Source organism: Pseudoalteromonas tunicata (assembly GCF_002310815.1).
Classification (GTDB): Bacteria; Pseudomonadota; Gammaproteobacteria; order Enterobacterales; family Alteromonadaceae; genus Pseudoalteromonas; species Pseudoalteromonas tunicata.
In genome coordinates this window covers 344,886-368,435 of sequence record NZ_CP011032.1, presented here as the reverse complement: position 1 = coordinate 368,435, position 23,550 = coordinate 344,886, and the positions used below count along the sequence as shown (strand labels likewise).

Annotated in this window: 19 protein-coding genes and 1 riboswitch; of the genes, 9 read left to right on the top strand and 10 right to left on the bottom strand. The window is 41.1% G+C overall.

Translation table 11 applies throughout. The features are described 5' to 3' along the window. Window positions 1-355 precede the first annotated feature (355 nt). Together PTUN_RS01655 and PTUN_RS01650 are read left to right on the top strand one after the other, a co-directional pair. Complete coding sequence (locus PTUN_RS01655; protein ID WP_009837942.1) at window positions 356-751, top strand: c-type cytochrome; 396 nt, start codon at window positions 356-358, stop codon at window positions 749-751. A 137-nt stretch (window positions 752-888) separates the two neighbouring features. After that, complete coding sequence (locus PTUN_RS01650) at window positions 889-3,465, top strand: sensor domain-containing diguanylate cyclase (RefSeq protein WP_009837941.1); 2,577 nt, start codon at window positions 889-891, stop codon at window positions 3,463-3,465. Here the strand turns inward: PTUN_RS01650 and rep are convergent. Next, window positions 3,462-5,477, bottom strand: a complete 2,016-nt coding sequence (gene rep, locus PTUN_RS01645) for a DNA helicase Rep (RefSeq protein ID WP_009837940.1) — start codon at window positions 5,475-5,477, stop codon at window positions 3,462-3,464. The genes PTUN_RS01650 and rep overlap by 4 nt on opposite strands. A 179-nt stretch (window positions 5,478-5,656) precedes the next feature. Here rep and ubiK point away from each other — a divergent pair, with 179 nt between their 5' ends. Beyond that, on the top strand, window positions 5,657-5,908 hold the full coding sequence (gene ubiK / locus PTUN_RS01640) for a ubiquinone biosynthesis accessory factor UbiK (protein ID WP_009837939.1): 252 nt from the start codon (window positions 5,657-5,659) through the stop codon (window positions 5,906-5,908). 130 nt (window positions 5,909-6,038) lie between these two features. Here the strand turns inward: ubiK and can are convergent, their stop codons facing one another. The 8 genes from can to ilvG form a co-directional block, all read right to left on the bottom strand. Next, complete coding sequence (can, locus tag PTUN_RS01635; RefSeq protein ID WP_009837938.1) at window positions 6,039-6,695, bottom strand: carbonate dehydratase; 657 nt, start codon at window positions 6,693-6,695, stop codon at window positions 6,039-6,041. 12 nt (window positions 6,696-6,707) lie between these two features. After that, complete coding sequence (locus PTUN_RS01630) at window positions 6,708-7,886, bottom strand: methyltransferase (protein ID WP_009837937.1); 1,179 nt, start codon at window positions 7,884-7,886, stop codon at window positions 6,708-6,710. A 111-nt stretch (window positions 7,887-7,997) separates the two neighbouring features. Further along, window positions 7,998-9,062, bottom strand: coding sequence for an ABC transporter substrate-binding protein (locus PTUN_RS01625; RefSeq protein WP_040643786.1), 1,065 nt, complete (start codon window positions 9,060-9,062; stop codon window positions 7,998-8,000). A gap of 116 nt (window positions 9,063-9,178) precedes the next feature. Then, window positions 9,179-10,720, bottom strand: coding sequence for a threonine ammonia-lyase, biosynthetic (ilvA, locus tag PTUN_RS01620; RefSeq protein WP_009837935.1), 1,542 nt, complete (start codon window positions 10,718-10,720; stop codon window positions 9,179-9,181). Between the two features lies 1 nt (window position 10,721). Next, the gene (ilvD, locus tag PTUN_RS01615; RefSeq protein WP_009837934.1) at window positions 10,722-12,578 is read right to left on the bottom strand and encodes a dihydroxy-acid dehydratase; all 1,857 of its coding nucleotides are present in this window, start codon (window positions 12,576-12,578) and stop codon (window positions 10,722-10,724) included. 70 nt (window positions 12,579-12,648) lie between these two features. Next, window positions 12,649-13,572, bottom strand: a complete 924-nt coding sequence (locus tag PTUN_RS01610; RefSeq protein ID WP_009837933.1) for a branched-chain amino acid transaminase — start codon at window positions 13,570-13,572, stop codon at window positions 12,649-12,651. A 53-nt stretch (window positions 13,573-13,625) separates the two neighbouring features. Further along, on the bottom strand, window positions 13,626-13,865 hold the full coding sequence (ilvM, locus tag PTUN_RS01605; RefSeq protein ID WP_009837932.1) for an acetolactate synthase 2 small subunit: 240 nt from the start codon (window positions 13,863-13,865) through the stop codon (window positions 13,626-13,628). Beyond that, entirely contained in the window at window positions 13,862-15,511 is a 1,650-nt protein-coding gene (gene ilvG, locus PTUN_RS01600) for an acetolactate synthase 2 catalytic subunit (protein WP_009837931.1), read from the bottom strand. Before ilvG ends, ilvM begins: the two co-directional genes overlap by 4 nt. 545 nt (window positions 15,512-16,056) lie before the next feature. Here ilvG and PTUN_RS01595 point away from each other — a divergent pair. The 6 genes from PTUN_RS01595 to PTUN_RS01565 all read left to right on the top strand — a co-directional run bounded on the left by PTUN_RS01595 (window position 16,057) and on the right by PTUN_RS01565 (window position 22,483). After that, window positions 16,057-16,677 (top strand): fimbrial protein, encoded by a 621-nt coding sequence (locus PTUN_RS01595; RefSeq protein ID WP_040643785.1) that lies wholly within the window; start codon window positions 16,057-16,059, stop codon window positions 16,675-16,677. Window positions 16,678-16,921: 244 nt separating this feature from the next. Next, a riboswitch (Lysine riboswitch) is annotated at window positions 16,922-17,115 on the top strand. 122 nt (window positions 17,116-17,237) lie between these two features. Continuing rightward, a complete protein-coding gene (dapA, locus tag PTUN_RS01585) occupies window positions 17,238-18,122 on the top strand; it encodes a 4-hydroxy-tetrahydrodipicolinate synthase (RefSeq protein ID WP_040643850.1) in 885 nt (294 codons plus the stop codon). 11 nt (window positions 18,123-18,133) lie between these two features. Then, window positions 18,134-18,874: a 2,3,4,5-tetrahydropyridine-2,6-dicarboxylate N-succinyltransferase gene (locus PTUN_RS01580; protein WP_009837927.1), complete on the top strand. Its 741-nt coding sequence runs from the start codon at window positions 18,134-18,136 to the stop codon at window positions 18,872-18,874. Further along, entirely contained in the window at window positions 18,874-20,079 is a 1,206-nt protein-coding gene (locus PTUN_RS01575; RefSeq protein WP_009837926.1) for a PLP-dependent decarboxylase, read from the top strand. Before PTUN_RS01580 ends, PTUN_RS01575 begins: the two co-directional genes overlap by 1 nt. A gap of 4 nt (window positions 20,080-20,083) precedes the next feature. Further along, window positions 20,084-21,196 (top strand): succinylglutamate desuccinylase/aspartoacylase family protein, encoded by a 1,113-nt coding sequence (locus PTUN_RS01570; RefSeq protein ID WP_009837925.1) that lies wholly within the window; start codon window positions 20,084-20,086, stop codon window positions 21,194-21,196. Between the two features lie 264 nt (window positions 21,197-21,460). Next, window positions 21,461-22,483, top strand: a complete 1,023-nt coding sequence (locus PTUN_RS01565) for a phospholipase A (protein WP_009837924.1) — start codon at window positions 21,461-21,463, stop codon at window positions 22,481-22,483. 109 nt (window positions 22,484-22,592) lie between these two features. Here PTUN_RS01565 and PTUN_RS01560 read toward each other — a convergent pair whose 3' ends face one another. Further along, entirely contained in the window at window positions 22,593-23,501 is a 909-nt protein-coding gene (locus PTUN_RS01560; protein ID WP_009837923.1) for a bifunctional GNAT family N-acetyltransferase/hotdog fold thioesterase, read from the bottom strand. Window positions 23,502-23,550 lie beyond the last annotated feature (49 nt).

Below are 23,550 nucleotides of genomic sequence, written 5' to 3'. Positions count from 1 at the left end.
CTCCAATAAAAAAAACGAACACCACATTCTGTGACACTTTAAGCAAAAAAAGTTCACTTTTGCGCTTGATAAACAACAGTAACTTACTATTTCGCAGCGATTTGTGCATATTAGCGTAAATAGTGCCTATTTTAATATTAAATATGTAAAAATTGATTTCATTCCATACCCTTAAGTGAGAATGAATTTCATCCAGAAATCTTTTTTGCCTAAATTCTTTGCGCTAACGCAAATTTTTGGGGTTTTATAAACTTATCCTGCCTCTAAGCATTTTATAAATTTGCTGGTAGCGTTATAATCGATCTAATTTCCGTCTATCGTGTTTGATCGCGTTCTAATCGAAGTGAGCAAGGTAATGAAAAAACTATCCGCAGCATTGTTGCTGCTAGCAACAACAGTATCAGCCCAACCTTATGATAATTCTATGACCGAAGAAGCGATTAAAAGTCGTTTAGCACCTATCGGTTCTGTTTATCTTCAAGGTGATAAACCCGCTGCTGCCGCGGTTCCTACCGGCCCAAGAACGGGTCAAGAAGTATATCAAAGTAGCTGTTTTGGCTGTCACGGTACGGGTGCGTTAGGCGCTCCAAAAACTGAAGCAGACTGGGCACCTCGTGTTGCTAAAGGTCTAGATGTTTTGTTAAACCACGCTCTAAATGGTTTTAACTCTATGCCACCTCGTGGTACGTGTATGAGCTGCTCTGATGACGAAATCAAAGCTGCCATCGATTTCATGAAAACAGGTCACTAATTGAGGCCTTAAAAAAGAAGGCCGTTTACGGCCTTTTTTTATTGCTACAAAATCATTAATTCTTGACGAGTTTCTCATTCGATGGAATGATTAAGCTCAAATAATAACCGATAACTATAATAATACGGTTTAATTCAGTGGACGATCCTAACAGCGCTAAAAATAAACTTGTTTATAAAAATAAGCGCTTAAAAAAAATATTAGCCAAATATAAGCATATTCACGATATGCAATCTGCTTTGATTCAACTATCAGAGCAAGCCAGTAATGTTGCCGAATTAACGTTACTTTACCCCGCTATTCATAAAATTCTTGAAGATTATCTGCCGTCGAGCAATTTTTATGTTGTGCTCTTAAATCAACGCACAGAACAACTTGAACTCACTTATTTTGTTGATGAGAAAGACCATCAATCAGTTCCTTTAGCCGAAGAACACCACTTTAATGCAGGACTAACTGGCTATGTTTACCGCACAGGACAAACTCAGTTACTCACCAAAACCGACATACTTAAAGGCCAAACAAATAATCGTTTCAAATTACTCGGCTCAGTATGCGAACATTGGCTAGGCGTCCCTATTTTTCAAAATAAAACCATTATTGGTGTGATGGTTTCACAAAGCTACGAAGTTAAACAAAATTTTAGCGCGACTCAAATTGAATTATTTGAAGTGATTTCACTGTATTTATCAACTGCAATTGAGCGAGTAAAAAAACGTGAATTACTTGAACTCGAAGTAAAATATCGCACCTTTGCGCTGACTCAAAGTAACGAAGCACTGCAAAAAGAAATTCAAATTCGCAAACAAACATTAGAGCGCCAGCAAATATTATTTAAAATCTCAAAATTGGCCACCCAAACTGAGCGCTTAAAAGACTTTTATCAACAAATTCACCAGATTTTAAACAGCATTACCTACGCCGAAAATTTCTATATTTGCCTTTACGACAAAAACAGCCAAACCCTAAGCTTTCCGTATGCGGTTGATGAGCGAATTACTCACTATAAAACACGACCATTTCGTCAAGGTTTTACTGAATATGTTATTAATCAACGCAATGCCCAGCTCATTGATCACTACAAATCGGCTCAGTTAATTGAATCTGGACTAGTAGTTCGCACCGAAAACCATAGTACCGATTTAACCGAAACGTCTTGGATTGGCGCGCCACTCATTAGCAATGATGATGTTATTGGGGTGATTGCGTGCCAATCCTATGACAAAAAACATTATTTTACTGAAGATGATGTTGAGCTTATTAATTTTGTATCGCAGCAAATTGCCAATGTATTACAAAAACACCTAGCCAATGAAGCGCTGCAACAAAGTCATGAAAAGCTAGAAAAGCGTGTCGCTGAAAAAACAAAAGCCTTACAACAAACTAATCTTCATCTTGAATTACAAATTGAAGAACGTAAAAAAATTGAGCTACAGCTTTACCATGATGCACATCATGACGCACTCACAGGTTTGGCAAATAGAAGCTTGTTTTTAATGCAATTAGACAAAACCCTGCAACACCATTTACGCCATCCTCAACCAGGTTTTGCTGTTTTATTTATTGATTTAGATAATTTTAAAGCCATTAACGATAATTTAGGCCATCAAGTGGGTGATCAGTTCTTAATTGATGTCGCTCGCTCATTTGGTTTGTGTATTCGTGAACACGATTTGTTAGCGCGCTTGGCTGGGGATGAGTTTGTTATTTTACTTACCCATTTACATCATCCACAAGAAGCTATCGATGTCGCCAATAGGATTGTCGATATCATGAAAGAGCCCTTTTGCCGTAATGGTTTTTGCATTCAATCCGGCGCAAGTATTGGTATTACTCATAGTCACAATAACTATAATGATACCGATGCAATTATTCGAGATGCGGATACCGCTATGTATCAAGCGAAAAAGAATGGCCGAGGACAAGTTGAATTTTTTCACCCACTACTTAGACAAATCGATAGCAAAAATAGTGGCTTAGTAGAAATTGATGGCACACTTAATACCGCAGATCTTTCATTTAGTACTAAAACGATTATTCAAAATAGTGATGGGGAAGTTAAGGCTTATTTAACCGAGCGAATTTGGCAACATCCAAACCTTGGTACAATCCGCTTTAGTCAAATTGAAAAATACTTAACCAATAGCGTCAAATTGCCCGAAATTGAGACTAAAATTCTCAACGATATTTTGGATCAAGTGCATACTGACGCCCCAATTTTAATCAATTGCAATATCACCATGCTTAATGATGGTAATTTTGAATTACTACAACAAGCCCTTCGCTCTAAACAAGCAGAACAACAGGTTTGCTTACTTTTTAGCGAGCAAGCAATTGCTAAAGCGCCAAATAAAACCCTTGAACAGCTCGCAATCCTCAAAGCACAAGGCGTACTACTTGGTATCACCGATTTTGCACATTATCGCTGCGATTTAAATATCATCACACGTATTGCGTTTGATTATATTATTTTAAGCGCTATTTTTAGCCAAAGAGTATTACAACAACCTGCACAGCAAATGCAATTGCAGGGTTTGCTCGCTGTAGCCCAGTTAACTAAGAGCCAAGTTGTAGTCAGTGGCCCTGCAATTTTAAATTACCAGCAATTACTTGAACGTCATGGCTTAACACTGTTTTGTGCGCCAGCAAAGCCAGAGCAAAAACAGCGAATCACCGAAAAGAGTGACACGCCACTGCGATTATTGACGCGTTAATCTCTTTTCAGCATCGCCCTCAAGTTAGCAACTCGCGCCTGGCCTTTTTCCATACGCTCCGCTTGTGAAGAAGGCTGTTGGCGTGATTCATAAGCCAAGTCATCCTGAGGTAGCTCTTGCACAAAACGGCTGATTTCGGTATTTGATGTTTCGCCAAATTGGCGTCTGACTTTGGCATAAGTGAAAATTAACTCTTGCTGAGCTCGAGTAATGCCTACGTAAGCTAAACGGCGTTCTTCATCAACATTATCTTCATCAATACTGACTTGGTGAGGCAGCAATCCTTCTTCCATTCCGACCATAAAAACATAAGGATATTCAAGGCCTTTTGAGGCATGAAGCGTTAACAGTTGCACCGCATCTGATTCATCTTCCCCTTCGTTGCGCTCCATCATGTCTCGCAATGTGAGTTTTGTCACAACTTCAGCTAATGTCATCGGCGGATTATCTTCATTGCCAGTGATCATGTCGGTGATCCAACGATATAACTCAGAAACGTTTTTCATCCGCATTTCAGCTGCTTTAGGACTCGGTGAAGACTCATATAAATAATCTTCGTAGTTAATTTGTCGTACTAAGGTTTTTACTGCTTCAAGGGTATCACCGCGCACAGCCTCATCAGATAACTCAACCACCCAGCGACCAAATCCTTGTAAGGCGTTATAACCTCGCCCCGTTAAAGAATGATTAAGATCGGGTTCAAAGCATGCTGCAAATAAGCTAATGTGTTTTTCGTTAGCAAATGTGCCCAGCTTTTCTAGGGTAGTGGTACCAATTTCACGCCTTGGGGTATTCACTATGCGTAAAAACGCATTGTCATCATCTTGATTCACCAACAAACGTAAGTACGCCATGATGTCTTTAATTTCAGAACGACTAAAAAACGACATGCCACCACTAATTTTGTATGGAATGCGATTAGCCATTAGCGCTTTTTCAAAAATACGCGCTTGATGATTACCGCGATACAAAATAGCGTAATCTTTATAATTGGTACGCTTGGTAAATTTATGCGAAATGATTTCTGCAATAACACGTTCAGCTTCATGCTCTTCATCACGGGTGCCAATTACTTTAATTTGCTCACCATAGGCAAGCTCACTAAAGAGCTTTTTCTCAAAAACATGGGGGTTGTTAGCAATTAAAATATTTGCCGCTTTTAGAATCCGCCCTGCACTTCGATAGTTTTGCTCAAGTTTAATTAAGCGTAACGCAGGAAAATCTTTACTCAACAAGACTAAGTTTTGCGGTTTAGCACCACGCCATGAGTAAATCGATTGATCATCATCCCCTACCACAGTAAAACGGGCACGCTCACCAACCAGATACTTCACTAATAAATATTGGCTGGTATTCGTATCTTGATATTCATCAACTAATAAATAACGAAAGCGATTTTGCCAACGCTCTCGCACATCAGGATAATTGGCCAGCAATACCGTTGGCACCATAATTAAGTCATCAAAATCTAAGGCATTATAGGCTCTAAGTTGATTTTGATAGCGCGCATATAACAGGGCAAACTGTGCTTTTTGTGGTTCTTGAGCTTCTCGAATGGCTCGTTCTGGATTGATCAGATCGTTTTTCCAGTTGGAGATTTGCATTTTAAGTAAATTCAGCTGATCTTTGTCTTTTTTAAGTTCTTTTTCGGTTAATTCTGCCATCAACTGGCTGGTATCCTGATCATCAAATAACGAAAATCCAGGCTTAAAACCAAGGGTCATGAGCTCTTTTTTAATAATTTCTAGACCTAAGGTATGGAACGTCGAAACCCATACCCCTTTGGCTTCTTTTTTCCCTAATGTTTGACTTAAACGCTCTTTCATTTCGCGCGCAGCTTTATTGGTAAACGTAACGGCAGCAATATTTTTTGCTTGGTATTCACACTTTTGCACTAAATAGGCAATTTTATTGGTGATCACCCGTGTTTTACCTGAACCAGCACCCGCTAGTACAAGGCAAGGCCCGCTGATAAATTTAACAGCTTCATCTTGGCTTGGATTTAATTTCATGACAGAACAACTAACAAAACAGAAGACCGCTGATTCTAACGGATCTCAACTTTTTTACCAGTTGAGATCCGAAGCCATTAGCTAAATCAAGGCTTTTTTAGCTCAAAAATAGGATTGTTTTTTGGTATTCATCTATGAATGCGTTACCATTAGGCCAACTAAATTTAGAAGGCTCTGTCATGATTAATCCCGCTAAAATTGAAGAAATCGCAAAACAACTTACCGAGAATATGCCGCAAGGTATGAAAAATTTAGCTGAAAATTTTGAAGCAAAGACCAAGCAGGTATTACAAAATAAATTATCTCAAATGGATTTTGTTTCGCGTGAAGAGTTTGATATTCAAAGCCAAGTATTAATCCGCACCCGCGAAAAACTTGTTCAATTAGAAGAGCGCGTTAGCCAACTTGAGGCAAAACTAAAGCCAGAATAAGCCTTAGTTTCCTTAAGTCACCAGCTGAATAAAGCGAGCTAAAAAGGTCTGGTGACATTTGAGGTATTGGTGAGAGAAATAACAGCTAACCATTTATAAAGATTGCGTTTTTTATCTTACCAATGCCACATTATAACTTTGAGTTAAAAACTTGCTCAATCGCGTCTTGATAAATAGAATTCATTTCACTAGGTTGAGTAATACCCGAACATAAATCCCTCAAATGCCCATCTTTAAGACCATAAATCCAACCATGTACAGAAAGCTCCTGCCCTCTGTCCCATGCGTTTTCAACGATATTTGTTTGGCAGACATTACGAACTTGCTCTATGACATTTATTTCACATAAGGCATCAAACTTGTGCTGTGGATTACTTATTAGCTCAAATTGAGTAAAGTTTTTCTCTTTAGCATCGGTGACATGGCGCAGCCAGTTATCGATTAAACCAAAACGTGCCCCATCGAGCGCCGCTTTGACGCCACCACAACCATAATGACCCACTACCATGATGTGTTTTACTTTTAGCACATCAACCGCATACTGCATCACAGATAAACAATTATGGTCGGTATGTACCACCACGTTAGCAACGTTTCGATGCACAAATAGCTCGCCAGGTAATAAGCCAACAATTTCATTTGCTGGCACCCGAGAATCTGAACAACCAATCCATAAATATTCTGGATTTTGTTGCATCGACAATATTTTAAAAAAATTCTCATCGCGTGTGGTCATTTTACAGGCCCAATGGCGATTGTTATCAAATAAGTTTGCTAATTTATTCATATCCACCTTTTATTATTTAATTTTATGCGCCTGTATTAATACATTTCTTGGCGTGACTACCTTGTCGCAAAATTCAGCTACCTCAACAGCGTAACCTTGTTCTTGTAAAAACAACACCCGATCGAATACCAACCAAAGCTCAATCGCTCGACGAAAAGCGTGACGAACCAATTCAATTCGATCGGCTACTTTTTTACGCTGTAGACCTAATTCTAAGTACTTTTGATAATCTAAACTCTCAGGTAATTGCAGTGATTTTTTGTTTGCCGCCCAATGACAAAAATCAGCAAACTCTCCTGTAAACAACGCTTTTTGCGCCGAAGGTACCGGTAAATAGGTATCTGTACCAAAGACCTCTCGCTGCAGAGCATCAAAAGCGAGCCGCCACTCTACCTCAGTTTGTCGTAAAACAGTGATCCGATTAGCCGCAGTTACTGTTTCTTGTAACGCGAGTTTTAAATCGTGTCGGCTGAGTTTTAGTCGAGATTGCGCGCCAACCGCGCTCATTGCTTGATAATAATCGTCAGCGATTAAATGATAGCAACAGGGAGAAATCGTCATTTTTTCAGTTTTATTTGCTACAGCGTGGCGCATTAATTGTTGATGCAATGCACCACACGCATGCAGGGCAACTGCATGTTGCTTGCTCTGAACTAAATTTTTAGCCTCGGGCGCCAATACATCAGCTTGGCTAAAAGTAATATTTAACTGATATTTTTGAGCTAACGAATTGCCTTGCTCACATAAATTAGCTTGTAATTCAACACTATGAATCTTTGGTGCACCTGAAAAAGCCAACATTCGACCAAGGTGGCCTTTACCCGCACACCATTCAAGTACTGGTAATGCTTGCTCACTTACCGCAGCAACAAAGTTTTTTAACTGATCAAGCTTGCGGCCTTTAATACCGTTTTCAAGCCAAAAAGGCCAAGTAATATTAGTAAGAGGTTTTATAGGTAATGCTAACAGCGCATCGAGCTGATTTAATTGCGGAATATAAGGCCGAAGAAAATGCGTTAATTGTTTGGGATCATGCTCCAATTGAGCTAACTCTTGATCACTCAATTGCATTAATACTGGGATTAGTTGCGGCCATGGCAAGCAATCATGCTCAAATGCTACTATTTGCCAATATTGTTGGCACTCAAATAAAATACGATCTAACGCTAAAAACTGGCTTTCATGGGTCATCAAACAAATCACTAAAAAAAACAACACAACATCATAACAATTTTTAATCCTGATGTCGGTATTGTTGCCGTCATTGCTTTGAACTGATGAGCTGACTCGGTAAGCTTGCGTTTAATTAAGAGTTGTTTCTAACTGCGATTTCGACTTTTTATGCTTGAATAATAATCGGTAATAGCTAGGTAACGAAATCAATATAATCATTATCGCAATAATATGCATCCAAGAAAAACGCGATGAAGCCAGCTTTTGTGGCTTATAAATAAATCCATTTAAATGCTCATCTATTTTTTGTTTCCCTGCCCCATGCATCATAGCAATCGCTCGCCAACGCGAGCTCGACATTTGGCCAAGTTTAGCTTGTTCAGGATGAATAAACTCAAGTAACTCTTGCGCCTCAAAGGCTAAATGCGCACGAGACTTTTTGCTTTGATACTGGCTTTTAATGATATCAATCACCTTTTGAGGATGATTAATTGCATCTTTCCAACCCTTTATGCTGGCTAAATAAAAATCAAGCACCATTTGTGGATTTTGATCAATCAGATCTTGGCGGGTAAACAAGACATCAGAATAAGTATTCAAACCATATCGTTTGGGGCAGAGTAATCGATAGTCGATATTTTTTTGCTTTAGGGTAAATGGTTCATTGCTGACATAAGCGGGTAAGACATCAACATCGCCGTCGATCCAATTTTGTAAAGAAACCTTAGTTGTTTCAGGAATTAAATCACTTTGGCTAATATCATTTTGCGCCAGCATACTGAAAAGCTCAGCGCTTTCTTCTCGATTAAAAAAACCAACTCGCTTGCCTTTAAAATCAGCAACAGAACGAATTGTTGAATCCCCTTTCACCAGCCAGCAATAAGGTGAACTTTGAAAAATGGCAGCCATTGCAACCAGTTGCTCACCGGCCAATCGATGCAGTAATAAGCCTGAATTTGCAATGCCAAAATCGGCTTGGCCAGATAATACTTTGGGTACGGTATCGACATCGTCGGGATTAGCCGCAATGATGGTGACATTAATGCCCTTCTCTCGGTAATAACCATTTTCAAGGGCCATGTAATAACCAGCAAACTGAAACTGATGTTGCCATTTTAGCTGTAAAACAACATCGTATTGGGCTTGCAATTGACCAGTAAACAGAACCAGCATTGCAAGGATCAGATATCGCATACTGTCCTTGTAACTAACTCATCCATAAAGTGAAATAAACTATAGCCTTAAACTAAGCAAAAAAAAACGCTAATCAAAAATTAGCGTTTAAAACTTAGAGAATAACTAAATATTAGCTAGCCAGCTTCAGCCAATTTCTCAACCGGACCTGCTAAAAAACGTTGATAACAAGGGTTATTTGTTTCTTCTTGGTAACCATAAGCAAGGCGACTTAAATGCTCTTGAAATGCCTGATTATCATTATCAGGGATCTCAAATGCGGCTAAGACATTACCCGTTGCTGCACCGTGATTACGATAATGGAATAAGGTAATATTCCAATTTGCACCTAAAGTATCTAAGAAGCGCTCTAATGCACCTGGGTACTCTGGAAATTCAAAGCGAAATAAGCGCTCTTTAATCATTTGTCCAGGCTGGCCGCCAACCATATATCGAATATGCAATTTGGCTAATTCATTGTCAGATAAGTCAGTAAAATCATAATCTAACTGTGTAAGCTCAGCTTTTAACTCATCGAGCTCTTCTTGTGCACGACGCAAACCGACACCAACAAATATCTGTGCTTTGGTTGAATTGGCATAACGGTAATTAAACTCTGTAATTGCACGCCCACCTAAGGCTTTGCAAAAACGACGGAAACTACCTTTTTCTTCTCCTATGGTAACGGCAAATAATGCTTCATTTTTTTCGCCAAGCGCAGTGCGCTCAGCAACGTAACGTAAGCGATCAAAGTTTAAATTTGCACCCGACAATACGGCTGATAATTTAAGTCCTTTAGCCTTGTTTTCGATGCACCATTTTTTTAGGCCTGCTAAGGCCAAAGCACCTGAAGGCTCTGCTACCGCTCGAGTTGAAACGAATACATCTTGCATTGCAGCACAAATCTCGTCGCTCGTTACAGTGACAACTTCATCACAAAACTGCTGCGCTAAACGAAACGTTTCTTTACCAATAATTTTAACCGCAACACCATCGGCAAAGCTGCCTACTCGTTCAAGCTCAACCGGCTTACCCGCTTCCATTGCAGCTTTTAAGCAGGCACTTTCTTCAGACTCAACCCCGATTACTTTAATATCTGGACGCAACGATTTGATATAAACCGACATACCCGCGAGTAACCCACCGCCACCAACAGGAATAAAAACAGCATCAAGTTGTGGCAATTGCTGCATTAATTCTCGCGCAATAGTCCCTTGGCCAACAATGACATCCGGGTCGTCAAATGGCGGAACAAATACCGCTCCCTCCTGTTCTGCAAGATTTAAAGCAAAGCTATTAGCAGCATCAAAATGATGGCCATGCAAAATCACTTCGCCACCTAAATCGCGTACGGCATTCACTTTTATTTCAGGGGTTGTCACTGGCATGACAATTTTTGCCGTGTGACCTAAAAAACTAGCACTTAACGCCACACCTTGGGCATGATTGCCAGCAGAAGCTGTAACCACTTTTGATTGTGCAGGCAATTGTTTGAGTTTATGAAAAGCACCACGCAATTTAAACGAATAAACCGGCTGCTGATCCTCACGCTTTAGCCAAATTTTATTGCCGAGTTTTTTTTCCAAACTCGGCATTGGGCTCACTTGCGTTACTTTCGCCAATGGCTCCATATTGGCTTGGATAATTGCTCTGAAATATTCAAGCTCTTTTGAAACCATATCAGCTCAGCTCCTCTAATTTAGCTAAATCACGTACCGCACCTTTATCTGCACTGGTTGCCAATAAGGCATACGCTTTTAAAGCTGACGATACATAACGTACACGATCAACAGGTTTATAGGCCTCTTTACCACGAGCAAGCTGCTTTTGTTTACGCGCTTCAAGCTCTTCAGCTGTTAAATCGAGTTTGATTTGGCGAGTTGCAATATCGATAATGATTTTATCGCCATTTTCTACATAGGCGATGGCGCCACCGCTTGCTGCTTCTGGTGAAACATGGCCAATCGATAACCCTGATGTTCCCCCCGAAAAACGGCCATCAGTGATCAACGCACATTTTTCTGCCAAACCTTTTGATTTCAAATAGCTCGTTGGATACAGCATTTCTTGCATGCCTGGGCCGCCTTTTGGCCCTTCGTAACGAATGACCACCACATCACCAGCTTTTACTTCATCGTTTAAAATGCCTTCAACAGAGTCATCTTGTGATTCATAGACCACAGCGCGACCTTCAAAATGCAGCATGTCATCCACCACTCCCGCACTTTTAACAATACAGCCATCTTGCGCTAAGTTACCGTATAACACCGCAAGGCCACCATCTTGTCTAAAGGCATGTTCAACACTGCGAATACATCCGTTTTCGCGATCATTATCTCCTTCTGGCCAACGGCACTCTTGACTCATGGCTTTAGTGGTACGGATACCGGCAGGGCCAGCGCGAAAGAATTTTTGCGCGGCTTCATTTGCAGGATCCGTTGCGTCCCATTTTTTAACTAATTCGGCCATGGTCATACCGGCAACATGATCCACCGATAAATCAACCAAACCCGCTTTGCCAAGTTCACGAATAATCGCCATCATGCCACCAGCGCGGTGTACATCTTCAATGTGGTAATCAGGGGTCGCTGGGGCAACTTTACATAAAAAAGGTGTTTTACGAGAAAGTGCGTCGATATGAGACATATCAAAATCAACACCCGCCTCTTGCGCTGCGGCCAATAAATGCAGCACGGTATTTGATGAGCCGCCCATTGCGATATCAACCACCATTGCATTCATAAATGCGGTGCGATTAGCAATGGCGCGCGGTAATACTGCTGGGTTATCTTTTTGATAATATTCGCGGCATAAATCAACTATGCGCGCACCCGCTTCAACATAAAGTTGTTTACGATCTTTATGGGTGGCAAGCGTCGTACCATTACCAGGCAGAGCTAAACCGATAGCTTCTAATAAACAGTTCATTGAATTTGCGGTAAACATACCTGAACATGAACCACACGTTGGGCACGCTGAACGCTCTACTTGTTCAGAATCTGCATCACTGACATTTGAATCCGCCCCTTTTACCATGGCATCAACTAAATCAAGTTTGATATCAATGCCAGCAAGGCGTGTTTTGCCCGCCTCCATTGGACCACCTGAAACAAAAATAACCGGGATATTTAAACGCAGCGCTGCAAGCATCATGCCCGGAGTTATTTTGTCGCAGTTTGAAATACAGATCATGGCATCAGCGCAGTGACCGTTGACCATGTATTCAACCGAATCAGCAATTAAATCGCGAGAAGGCAAAGAATAAAGCATGCCGCCATGACCCATTGCGATACCATCATCGATTGCAATGGTATTAAATTCCTTTGGCACACCACCCGCTTGTGTAATGGTTTGCGCCATTAACTCACTGAGTTGGTTGAGGTGAACATGACCTGGCACAAATTGAGTGAACGAGTTAACAACCGCAATAATCGGTTTACCAAAATCCTGATCTGTCATTCCTGTTGCACGCCAAAGCGCGCGAGCGCCAGCGCGTTTGCGACCTTCAGTTGTTTCTGCACTTCTTAATTTAGCCATAGTTACCTCTGTATTTTAGGGGGAAACTCCCCCTATTCCTCATTCCCAAAAATTTAAAATCTTTATGTATTTATGCGCTTACGTATTCAAGCCAGCCATGTGGATCGGCGCTTTGGCCTTTAACCAAATCAAAATAGGCTTTTTGTAAGTGCTCAGTGATTGGACCGCGCTTGCCAGAACCAACTGTAATGCGATCAACACTGCGCACCGGTACAATTTCGGCTGCGGTGCCAGTCATAAAAAATTCATCAGCTAAATACAAAGCTTCACGAGCAATCGCTTCCTCACGCACTTCGTAACCAAACTCGTTGGCCAGCGTCATAATGGTATCTCGGGTTAAACCCGGTAAAATACATGCCGTGGTCGGCGGGGTATAAAGCACCCCTTTTTTTATCACAAATAAGTTTTCACCTGCCCCCTCGCTCAACATGCCGTTGGTATCAAGTGCAATGCCTTCAACATACCCATTACGTTTTGCTTCGCCAGAGATAAGTTGTGAAGATAAATAATTGCCACCCGCTTTGGCTGCCGTTGGCATCGTATTAGGAGCTAAACGATTCCAAGAAGAAATACAGACATCGACACCTTCAGCAAGGCTATCTTCACCTAAATAAGCGCCCCATTGCATAGCTGCTACAGAGACCTCTGCTACATGAGATTTTGGATTTAAACCAAGCCCAACATGACCTAAATAAGCAAAGGGACGTAAATATGCGTCTTTAAAACCATTTTGCGCCACAGTGTCTTTACAGGCTTGAACTAACTCTTCTAACGTATATGGAATTTCCATCCGATAAATTTTTGCTGAATCGAACATACGCTTGATATGGTCAGTCAAACGAAAAATAGCCGGACCATTAGGTGTATCATAAGCACGAACGCCTTCAAATACTGAGCTACCATAATGAATGGCATGGCTAAGTACGTGAGTGGTTGCTTGCGCATATGGAACCATTTTGCCGTTGAACCAAATAAATTCTGACTGCTGTGACATAGTAATTTCCTATTTTCAATGCCGGCAATACCGGTAAAAAATTTAAAAAGCGGTTAACTCGCTTGTTGTTTTAATTGTTGCTCAACAAAACTAACTTCAATCAGTTTATTTAGTTGTTGCGTTAATAAATGGATAGGTCGGTCACTATCTACGGTAAAATTTACTAAATACTTTTCATCTTTTGCTTCTAACTGCATGTGAGTGAGTGAAAATCCACGATGACGGGTCACTCTTAAAAAGCGCTCAACCGCAATGCTTTGATTTTTTAGTTCAACCTGTAAATAGTGCTTCATGACACCACCTCCGTTAACATTTGTTCATTTCCCGCGCCTGGCGGCACAAGTGGCCATACATTTTCTTTATCATCAATACAGGCATGTAAAATATAAGGACCCGTTGCTGAGACTAATTTTACCAGCGCTGCATCGACCTCATTGGCGTGCGTAATTGTTTGACCTGGAATACCAAAGACCGCCGCTAAAGCTACAAAATCTGGGTTATCCGATAAATCGGTTTCGCTGTAACGGCCTTCAAAAAACAATTGCTGCCACTGGCGTACCATGCCTAAACGCTGGTTATCTAAAATCAAAATCTTAACCGGTAAATTATTACGTCTGATAGTCGCCAGCTCCTGAATATTCATCATGATTGAGCCATCACCCGACACTGTTATAACAAAATCATTAAGCCGAGCTACTTGTGCGCCAATGGCTGCAGGTAAACCAAATCCCATGGTTCCTGCACCGCCACTACTTAAATGATTACTGGGATGGCGAAATTTCATGTGCTGTGCGACCCACATTTGGTGCTGACCTACATCACAACACACCACGCCATTTTTAGGCATCAACTGGCTTAATTGGTTAAGTAAATAAGGTGCATAAACTTTCTCGCCAGGGTAATCATAACGCCATGCATATTGCTGTTTCATGGCAGAACAATGATCTAACCAATCAGCTGTAGTAAGAGGGCCATTGAGCTTTGGTAATGAATCTTTTAAATCTGCCACTAAAGAAGCCGCAACAGGTTTGCGTTTACCAACCTCAGCTGCATCGATATCTAAATGAATGACTTTGGCTTTAGCAGCAAATTTAGCCAAATTTCCCGTTACTCGGTCGTCAAAACGTGCGCCGATACATACCAGTAAGTCACATTCTTGCACCGCTAAATTGGCAGCTTGACCACCATGCATGCCGAGCATGCCTAAATCATGTTGATATTCAGGCAATACTGACCCTAATGCCTTTAACGTTGAGACTGCCGGCATTTGTGTTGCATTTAAAAAATCCATTAAATGCTGCTGCGCATCTGCCGCTTGCACACCACCACCAACATACGCGACCGGACGTTTGGCGTGCGCTAAAAGTTGATTCGCTTTTAATACTTCATCATTTGAAACCTGTGGTTTGTAATCGTCTACTGCCAGCCAAGGATGAAAAGGCACTTGAGCGAGCTGAATATCTTTTGGTATATCAACTAAAACAGGACCTGGGCGGCCTGACTGCGCAACATGCATCGCTTCTTGTAAAATTTCAGCTAAATCTTCAGGGCGCTCAACCAAATAACTATGTTTTGTACATGACAGCGACATACCGAGTACATCGATTTCTTGAAAGGCGTCAGACCCGATTGCAGCAGTCGGAACTTGACCGGTAATGGCAAGTAATGGCACCGAATCCATCATCGCATCAGCCAATGAGGTGATTAAGTTTGTCGCGCCAGGACCTGAAGTAGCAAAACATACACCTAGCTTACCCGTGCTTCTGGCAAAGCCTACAGCAGCAAAACCAGCACCTTGTTCATGGCGGGTTAAATAATGCTTAATTGGCGCACCATACAAAGCGTCATAAATTGGCATAATGGCTCCGCCTGGGTAACCAAACACCTCGTTTACGCCATGTTTGGCAAGTAATTCTATTAGTAACTGCGCGCCTGTCATTTTAATTCAACCCTTAGTTTTACAAGTTTTTCAAACACCTAGAAACAAAAAACCCCCCGGACTTTTCAGTTCGGGGGGTTCGTGATTAAGCAATTTTACTTAGACACTAGCTCGCCCCCGCGGTGATAATAATCACCACGTTGATAATAATTAGGACTAGAGAAAGTGTGTTTGTCAGCATTAAATTGTTAACCATTAATTCGTTTAAATTTGCAGTTAATTGCTCTGCGTTAATTTCTTATTTATTAGTAACCTTTTAGCCACGATAAGTCAACAACAAAAACAATGCAAATAAAGGCGGTTAATTAGAAATATATTGCAGAAAATGATTTTAAAAAACGGTTGTTTGAATTAATTATCCTCGAGATTAAAGAATAATGAATGATTCAAACAACATAATAGAAATTGTCCAATTGATTAATTTTATATCCCTGCGGCATTTAAATTCAATATACAAAAATAAATTTAATTATTTTTAAACCTTTTTAATCATGACCCGCGACTTACTTGATAACATCATCACAGTCATCAAATGGATTATCACTATGAAAAAATTAATTAGCTCACTTACGCTTATTGCCGCACTTTGTAGCCAACAGGCTATTGCCGATAGCGAAAAAAGAATTGCAGAAACATTAACCATGACCAAGCAACAAAGTTTGAGCATCAATTTCCCCGTTGGCAGCTTAGAGATAGAAGCAGGTGACAGTGACCAGCTCGAAATTGAAATAGACCTCAAACCTAAAAATAGTGGCTGGTTTTCATCCAGTGCCGATTTATCAAGCATCACGTTAGATAAAAAAATAACCGATAATAAAATTAGTCTCGAAGTGGACAAAGACGACCTGCAACAAGAGTGGACAATTCGCCTCCCTCGCACCGCCGCGCTTGATGTGCATTTGGGTGTTGGCAGTATTGAAATCAATAATTTTGCTAATTCTGCTGATATTGAGGTCGGCGTTGGCTCGGTTCGAATTGATACCACCTTGGATGACTTTAAAAATATTCAATTAAGCTCAGGTGTTGGTGATACACGTGTCAGTGGTTTAGTTAACGAGATAAAAGAGCAACGAAAATTAGTAAGCTCAGAAACTGAATACCGTGGTGCAGGCCAATATAATTTAAATATTGAAGTAGGTGTGGGTGACATTAGAATTCGCCGCTAAAATCAGAAAAAAAACATTAAAAATGCTGCCAAAATGCAGCATTTTTAATTTCATCGTAATAAATAAAACAGCACCAACCTTCACCATTCCATCTCAAATTTTACACTTTAAATAAATGGCAAACAGCCAAGCTTCAGATAAAAGATCACAATTCATCATTGACATATAGATGGCTAAAATGTTTCAATCCCTGCCGTGAACCCTATTCAATAATTAATTGCTGTACTAAACGGTGGTTAATTTTAGGGCTAGAAGAGGTGCGTTAATCAGGTAGTAAACGTGAGGAGAACAAACTCCAGAGACCGTTTATGAGGGGAATTAACGCCGAGAATGCGCATTGTTTGTCTCAATGTTATTTCGGGCGCCTGGGCTGAATCCCAGCGACTGTCACCAATAACAGCTAAGCTGTTGTAATTTTGGTGGAGAGCTTCTGGTCTTAGGAAAATAAGGCTATTTGCTTTATTTTTGTTAAGTCCATTCGCTCTTCGAATTTTATATGTTCGGTAGTGTTTTGGATTATTCCCCCACTTTCCTACCGACATGTTATGAGTTCGGTAGAGATGATCCAACAATTCGATTTATCTGAATATCCGTTATGGACGGCTTTAATTACGCCGTTTACACCACAAGACACTGTTGATTTTGACGCTTTGGCGAAGTTAGTCGCTGAACAAGTCGCGGCTAACAATGGCATTTTATTACTTGGCAGTACCGGCGAAGGCTTAGCCCTAACCGAAACCGAGCAAAAAGAAATTGTTACTTTTGTTTGCCAATTAGCACCTCAAGTTCCGTTAATGGTCGCTGTTGGTGGTTTTAATTTAAAGCAACAAGTTCAATGGCTTGAGTTTTGTAATGATTTACCAATCCATGCTTATTTACTTGGTTCGCCACTGTATGCCAAGCCTGGTATTCAAGGACAAACCCAATGGTTTGATACCTTACTGAACCATTCAAAACACCCATGTATGCTTTATAACGTACCAGGTCGCAGTGCTGTTGCTATTGCGCCTGAGGTACTGACTAATTTAAGCCATCACACTAGGCTTTGGGCGATGAAAGAAGCCAGTGGCGATATTGCAAAATTTGAAGCGTTTCGTAGTGCCGCACCCCAGCTTGCCATTTATAGTGGTGACGATGCCTTGATGCCTTATTTTGCCCAAGCTGGCGCTAAAGGGCTAGTGTCTGTCGCAGCAAATGCTTGGCCCAATCAAACAGCTGAATTTGTACGTCGCTCGCTTGCAGGTACTTATCCTAATCTATTTCGTCAATGGTCGAGCGCTATCAATAGCTTATTTGAAGTCGCCAATCCAATCCCTGTAAAAGTGCTAATGCACAAGCAAGGTCGCATTCAATTTCCGGATTTAAGACCACCATTGACGCATTTAGAACTCAATAATCATGCAGCACTTGAAGCTGCGAATCACACAATTTTATCTTTTAATTAAACAGGCAATTTATGAACTGGTCAGAACTTATTCAACAATTAGAAGCGGGCACAGTGCGCGCTGCAACTCAAGATGAAAACGGTCAATGGCATGCCAATGTTGAAGTTAAAAAAGGCATTTTAGACGTCTTTAAAAATGGCAACAATATTGAATTCCCTGGTGGTTTTGTCGATAAACACAACTTAGCCGTGCGTGGTTTTTCGGCTGAAGATGGCGTGCGCATGGTACCGGGTGGCAGCAGTGTTCGCCCAGGTGCTTATGTATCAAAAGGCACGATTATTATGCCTCCTTCTTATATCAACATTGGTGCTTATGTCGATTCAGGCACTATGGTTGATAGCCATGTTTTAGTTGGTTCATGTGCGCAAGTCGGTAAAAACGTACATTTAAGTGCTGCAGTACAACTAGGTGGTGTACTTGAGCCTGTTGGCGCGAGTCCAGTTGTGATTGAAGACGATGCATTTATTGGCGCAGGTTGTGTGATTGTTGAGGGCGTTGTAGTGAAAAAAGGCGCAGTACTTGCCCCAGGTGTGCGTTTATCGGCCACTATTCCTGTGTACGACTGTGTTAACGAGCGCCAACTTGAGCGCGGCGAACCAATCCCAGAATACGCGATTGTAGTACCTGGTTCACGCCCTGCATCAAGTGCATGGGGCCGCAGCCAAGGTTTAAGTATGTCATGCGCCTTAATTGTGAAATACCGTGATGCACAATCAAACGCTTCATTAGCACTAGAAGAGGTATTACGTTAATGAGCTTTTTGAGCACATCAGTTCGCGGTCATATCAATGCACTTGTGCAAACACAAGACCATCCTTTTTTTATCTATGATTTAGATCAGCTCGCTGCTCACTTAGCACCATTAACCGCGCAAAATGTGGTAAAGCTATGGTATGCAGTCAAAGCGAATCCTTTATCGAGCGTGATCCAAACTTTAGATAAAGCGGGTTTTAACTTTGATGTAGCAAGCGCAGGCGAGCTAAATCAAGTATTAAAACAAGGAATTGCCGCTGAACGTGTGCTCAATACTGGCCCTGCCAAAAGTAAAAAACAAATTAACCACTTTTTAGAGGCTGGCGTGCGTACATTTGTTGCCGAAAGCCTCAACCAAGTAGCGTGGTTAAACCAAGCGGCGCAAAATCATCAAGTGCAATTGCGTATTTTGCTGCGCGTGCAACTTCGTTGGCCAGAAGGTGAAAAAAACCCTTTAGGAGGCAATAGCCTAACGCCTTTTGGTTTAGGTACGCAGCAATGGCAGCATTTAAATATTGCCGACTACCCACAACTAAACTTTGTGGGCCTGCATATTTTTCAGTGGGGCAATATGCTCAGCACTGATAAGCTAGCCCAGTTATGGTCACAAATGATTGCGCCATTACAGGCACTCGCCGATCAACTCGGTTTTGCACTGGAGATTTTAGATTTAGGTGGTGGTTTAGGTATTCCCTACACAACCGCGCAAGACCCTCTCAATTGGCCTCAGCTACTTGATGCTCTAAGCAATATTAAATTCGAATCAGGCGTGAATGAGCTTTGGATGGAACTCGGTCGTTATGCTGTGGGTGAATGCGGCCACTATGTTAATCCTGTAGTCGAACAAAAAGAAAACTTTGGGTACCACCAATTAATTACCGCAGGAGGGATTAACCACATTTTGCGCCCTGCAGTGACTAATCAAGCGTTTCCAGCACAGTTATTACGCCAATCAAATGCGCCCGCACGTGAGTTTTTAATTCATGGCCCGCTTTGCACTGCACTCGACAGTTTAGGTACACATCAACTCCCCGCCGATCTCAATGAAAATGACCATGTCATTTTTAGCCAAGTTGGTGCATATGGCTTTACCGAAAGCATGCCTTATTTTTTATGCCACGAATTAGCTGCTGAATACGTAATAGAAAACAACCAAGTTCGCTGCGTTCGTAGTTGCGAAACTGCGGATTATTATTTGAGATAAGCCTATGAACTCAATAAGCCAAGAAAATATCTTAGTCGGTGAAATTGCAAACGGTTTACCGTTAACCATTCCGGTTTATCGCTTAAAAGGTGATGGAACAGGCCCGCATGTTTACATTCAAGCCAATATGCACGGCGCCGAAGTTCAGGGTAATGCGGTTATTTATCAGCTACTTGAACAACTAAAACAACTTGATTTAAAAGCAGACTTTACCTTAGTGCCTTACGCAAACCCAATTGGCTGTAATCAAAAGTCAGGAGAGTTTACTCTTGGCCGCTTCGATCCAATTACCGGCACTAATTGGAATCGTATGTATTTAGATGCAACCAGTATCATTCCTGAGTTTGTGCGCAACCACTTAACAAGTGATGCAAGCACCATTAAACATGCATTTCGTGAGCAATTAATAACCCACATCGATCAAAAACTTAATGGTCCAGCTTATCAACTCACAACCGGGCAGCGCATTGCATATAACCTGCAGCGCCTCGCTCATCAGGCTGATATTGTTTTAGATTTACACACTGGTCCTATTTCAAGTAAGCACTTATATTGCCCAACTTATGCCAAACCCAGCGCTCGTTTTTTTAATATTGAGCATGTTTTATTAATTGATAATGGTTTTGGGGGCGCCCTTGATGAAGCAAGTTTTTGCCCTTGGTGGGATTTAAGCGACGCACTCAAAGCACAAGGTATTAATTTTGATATCGCAGTCGATGCCTTTACGGTGGAGCTTGGCTCACAAGAAAAAATAGATTTAACCGCCGCTAAATATGATGCGCAAAGTATTTTAAGTTACTTAACGCATAAAGAGGCCTTTAATAACTCGCATCATCAACCAGCAAAAATAGCTCGCTATAGCTGTCATTTAAACGATTATATCGCCTATTATTCGCCACTTGGCGGCATGGTTGAATACCTGGCGCCTTTGGGTGGGCACATTAAAGCGGGCACTCCAATCGCTAATATTTTACGTATGGAGCGCTACTTAAGTGAAGCGCCCTTGCATCAGCTCACCTTTGATAAAGACGCAATTGCCATTTTGCATTTTGCCTCGGCAAGCGTAAACCAAGGTACTGAGCTGTATAAATTTTTTACCAATTACAGTGCGCTTTAATAAATTTAAACTGTAATCACACCAAACTCTAATTGCGTGAGAGTCGCCATGTATTCCCGTGGCAAAATCAGATAGCGGCAGCCTTGCCGCAATCTTTTCTCAATCAATTACCCTATTGCGTGAGAGTCCAAATTGGACAAGCTCGGGCGGCTGCAAAGCCGCCTTTTTATTTGTTACGATAACAAAAAAGCGCTTGAATAATTTCCCCGATGAGGGAGAGCCAAGATATACTCAACGCTAAATGAGCTAATTTAAAGGCAAACTATGCGCTATGTGATCTGTTTGGTCGCTTTGATATCGTTTTTTACCAACGCTTCCGAAAGTGACCCTATTTCAAACCCTGAAGTAGAATTAGTAAAACAATGTATATTAGGTGAGTTGTTATCGGGCAATGATGAACGCACCATTGGCCAAATAAAACAAAACTGTGCCAAACCAGATAGCAATACTAATATTAGTCAGCTTGATAAACGCATGGCTCGCGAACACTATAGCCAAGATAATCGTAATGTAATCACGCCACACAAGCGTAATTATCTGCTACCTGTTACCTACATGAGCAACCCCAACTCATCACCATTTAATCATTATGACCAACTGACACAAAATGATAAAGACGAGCCACTTGATAACTTTGAAGCTAAATATCAGCTCTCTATTAAGGTGCCATTATTTAATAACTTTTCAGATAAAGATCAGGCTGTGTATTTAGGCTTTACGTTAGAATCGTATTGGCAGGTTTTTAATAAAGAAATTTCATCTCCATTTCGTGAAACAAATTACCAACCAGAAATTTTTTGGATTAATTTTTTAGACCCCGAACATGTATTATGGGGTGATGAAATGGCTTTTATTCTGGGTTTTGAGCATCAATCCAATGGCCGCAGCCAACCAAATTCTCGCTCTTGGAATCGCATTTATGCTGACTTTATTTGGGAAAATAGAGGGTTTGTTTTTAGCTTAAAACCTTGGTTTCGCATTCCAGAGAACCATAAAACCGATGCCTTAGATCCAAAAGGCGACGACAACCCTGATATTTATAAATACATGGGATATTTTGAGTTTTCAGGCGCATATCGTTATCAAGAGCATGAATTTAGCTTTATGAGCCGTAACAATTTTAACGCGCAAAACCGTGGTGCGATTCAGCTCGATTGGTCATTTCCTCTTTGGGGCCGATTACGGGGCTACACTCAGTATTTTAATGGCTATGGCGAAAGCTTAATTGATTACAACGCCAATATTCAGCGCTTTGGAATTGGAATTTTACTCAGCGACCTTTTGTAATTTAAAGGCGCTGCCATTTAAAGTCGCGCATGAGTTTAATGACATTAAAAAACGCCAATAATAAATTCTTTATTGGCGTTTTTATTAAATAGCCTGAGTTCAAATTAAATCAAACTGATGTTTTTAAAGGCAAGACGACAAACTGACCGATAAATTCAGCCACTTTTACATCATTATCATAAACATTCACCGGCACCTGATATACCGCTTTCTCTCCTTGCTGCAGCACCTCAAGTTGACCAATACAATCGGCTAATACGACACTTGCACGTGGTGAAGACTTAAGCGGTTTAAGATATTTAATATTGGCATCGGCCAAAACAATATCACCATCAAGCTCTAATTCTTTCAGGGTTAAATACGTTGCACCCCACCCAGTGAGGGTCGCTAAACTATAAATAGAACCCGCAAACATCGAACCATGAACATTAATATTGGCATTAAAATCGGCTTGGGTTGAAAACAACCAATCAGTATAACTTTCTACTTTTATCCCCATAGCATCACTAATCGGGATAGCTTCACGCCACGTATTTTGCAACACCTGCGTCCAGTCTGGGTGCAAAAACCAACCAGGCTCTGATGGGCGATTTTTTACCATTTTAAAATGTTGAATATCGCCATAGGCTAGGTGTGCTTTTTCAACCACGGTATAACCATGACGTTGATAAAAAGGCAAGGCGCGCTCGCGGGCAAATAAAACCAACTCTTGCGCCGATTGCGTCCAAGCTATCATTTCTAATTCATGTAATAACCGACTTCCAATATGCTGATTACGAGCATGCTCAGAGACCGCCATATAACGCACTTGCGCTTGATTGTGATTGTTAAAATGTAGCCTGGCGACACCTAATACCTCACCTTCGCGATTACGAATAAAACGATGTTCAGAGTCTTGCTCAAGATCATCTTGCTCAGAGCCTCTAGGTTGCTGCCAAGGTGCCCGTAAAACCTGCCAACGCAATTGATAATAGTCCTGCCAATCTTGACTGCTTTGTGGGGTCGTAACTTGAAACATGCCAGCTCCTATCGATATTATTTGCAATTACTCTAACTATTCAGAGCAA

Bases quoted from the DNA above. Each gene is read 5' to 3' on its own strand.
- PTUN_RS01655 (WP_009837942.1), top strand. From the start codon at position 356: ATGAAAAAACTATCCGCAGCATTGTTGCTGCTAGCAACAACAGTATCA.
- rep (WP_009837940.1), bottom strand. From the start codon at position 5,477: ATGAAATTAAATCCAAGCCAAGATGAAGCTGTTAAATTTATCAGCGGG.
- ubiK (WP_009837939.1), top strand. From the start codon at position 5,657: ATGATTAATCCCGCTAAAATTGAAGAAATCGCAAAACAACTTACCGAG.
- can (WP_009837938.1), bottom strand. From the start codon at position 6,695: ATGAATAAATTAGCAAACTTATTTGATAACAATCGCCATTGGGCCTGT.
- PTUN_RS01630 (WP_009837937.1), bottom strand. From the start codon at position 7,886: ATGACCCATGAAAGCCAGTTTTTAGCGTTAGATCGTATTTTATTTGAG.
- PTUN_RS01625 (WP_040643786.1), bottom strand. From the start codon at position 9,062: ATGCGATATCTGATCCTTGCAATGCTGGTTCTGTTTACTGGTCAATTG.
- ilvA (WP_009837935.1), bottom strand. From the start codon at position 10,720: ATGGTTTCAAAAGAGCTTGAATATTTCAGAGCAATTATCCAAGCCAAT.
- ilvD (WP_009837934.1), bottom strand. From the start codon at position 12,578: ATGGCTAAATTAAGAAGTGCAGAAACAACTGAAGGTCGCAAACGCGCT.
- PTUN_RS01610 (WP_009837933.1), bottom strand. From the start codon at position 13,572: ATGTCACAGCAGTCAGAATTTATTTGGTTCAACGGCAAAATGGTTCCA.
- ilvM (WP_009837932.1), bottom strand. From the start codon at position 13,865: ATGAAGCACTATTTACAGGTTGAACTAAAAAATCAAAGCATTGCGGTT.
- ilvG (WP_009837931.1), bottom strand. From the start codon at position 15,511: ATGACAGGCGCGCAGTTACTAATAGAATTACTTGCCAAACATGGCGTA.
- PTUN_RS01595 (WP_040643785.1), top strand. From the start codon at position 16,057: ATGAAAAAATTAATTAGCTCACTTACGCTTATTGCCGCACTTTGTAGC.
- dapA (WP_040643850.1), top strand. From the start codon at position 17,238: ATGATCCAACAATTCGATTTATCTGAATATCCGTTATGGACGGCTTTA.
- PTUN_RS01580 (WP_009837927.1), top strand. From the start codon at position 18,134: ATGAACTGGTCAGAACTTATTCAACAATTAGAAGCGGGCACAGTGCGC.
- PTUN_RS01575 (WP_009837926.1), top strand. From the start codon at position 18,874: ATGAGCTTTTTGAGCACATCAGTTCGCGGTCATATCAATGCACTTGTG.
- PTUN_RS01570 (WP_009837925.1), top strand. From the start codon at position 20,084: ATGAACTCAATAAGCCAAGAAAATATCTTAGTCGGTGAAATTGCAAAC.
- PTUN_RS01565 (WP_009837924.1), top strand. From the start codon at position 21,461: ATGCGCTATGTGATCTGTTTGGTCGCTTTGATATCGTTTTTTACCAAC.
- PTUN_RS01560 (WP_009837923.1), bottom strand. From the start codon at position 23,501: ATGTTTCAAGTTACGACCCCACAAAGCAGTCAAGATTGGCAGGACTAT.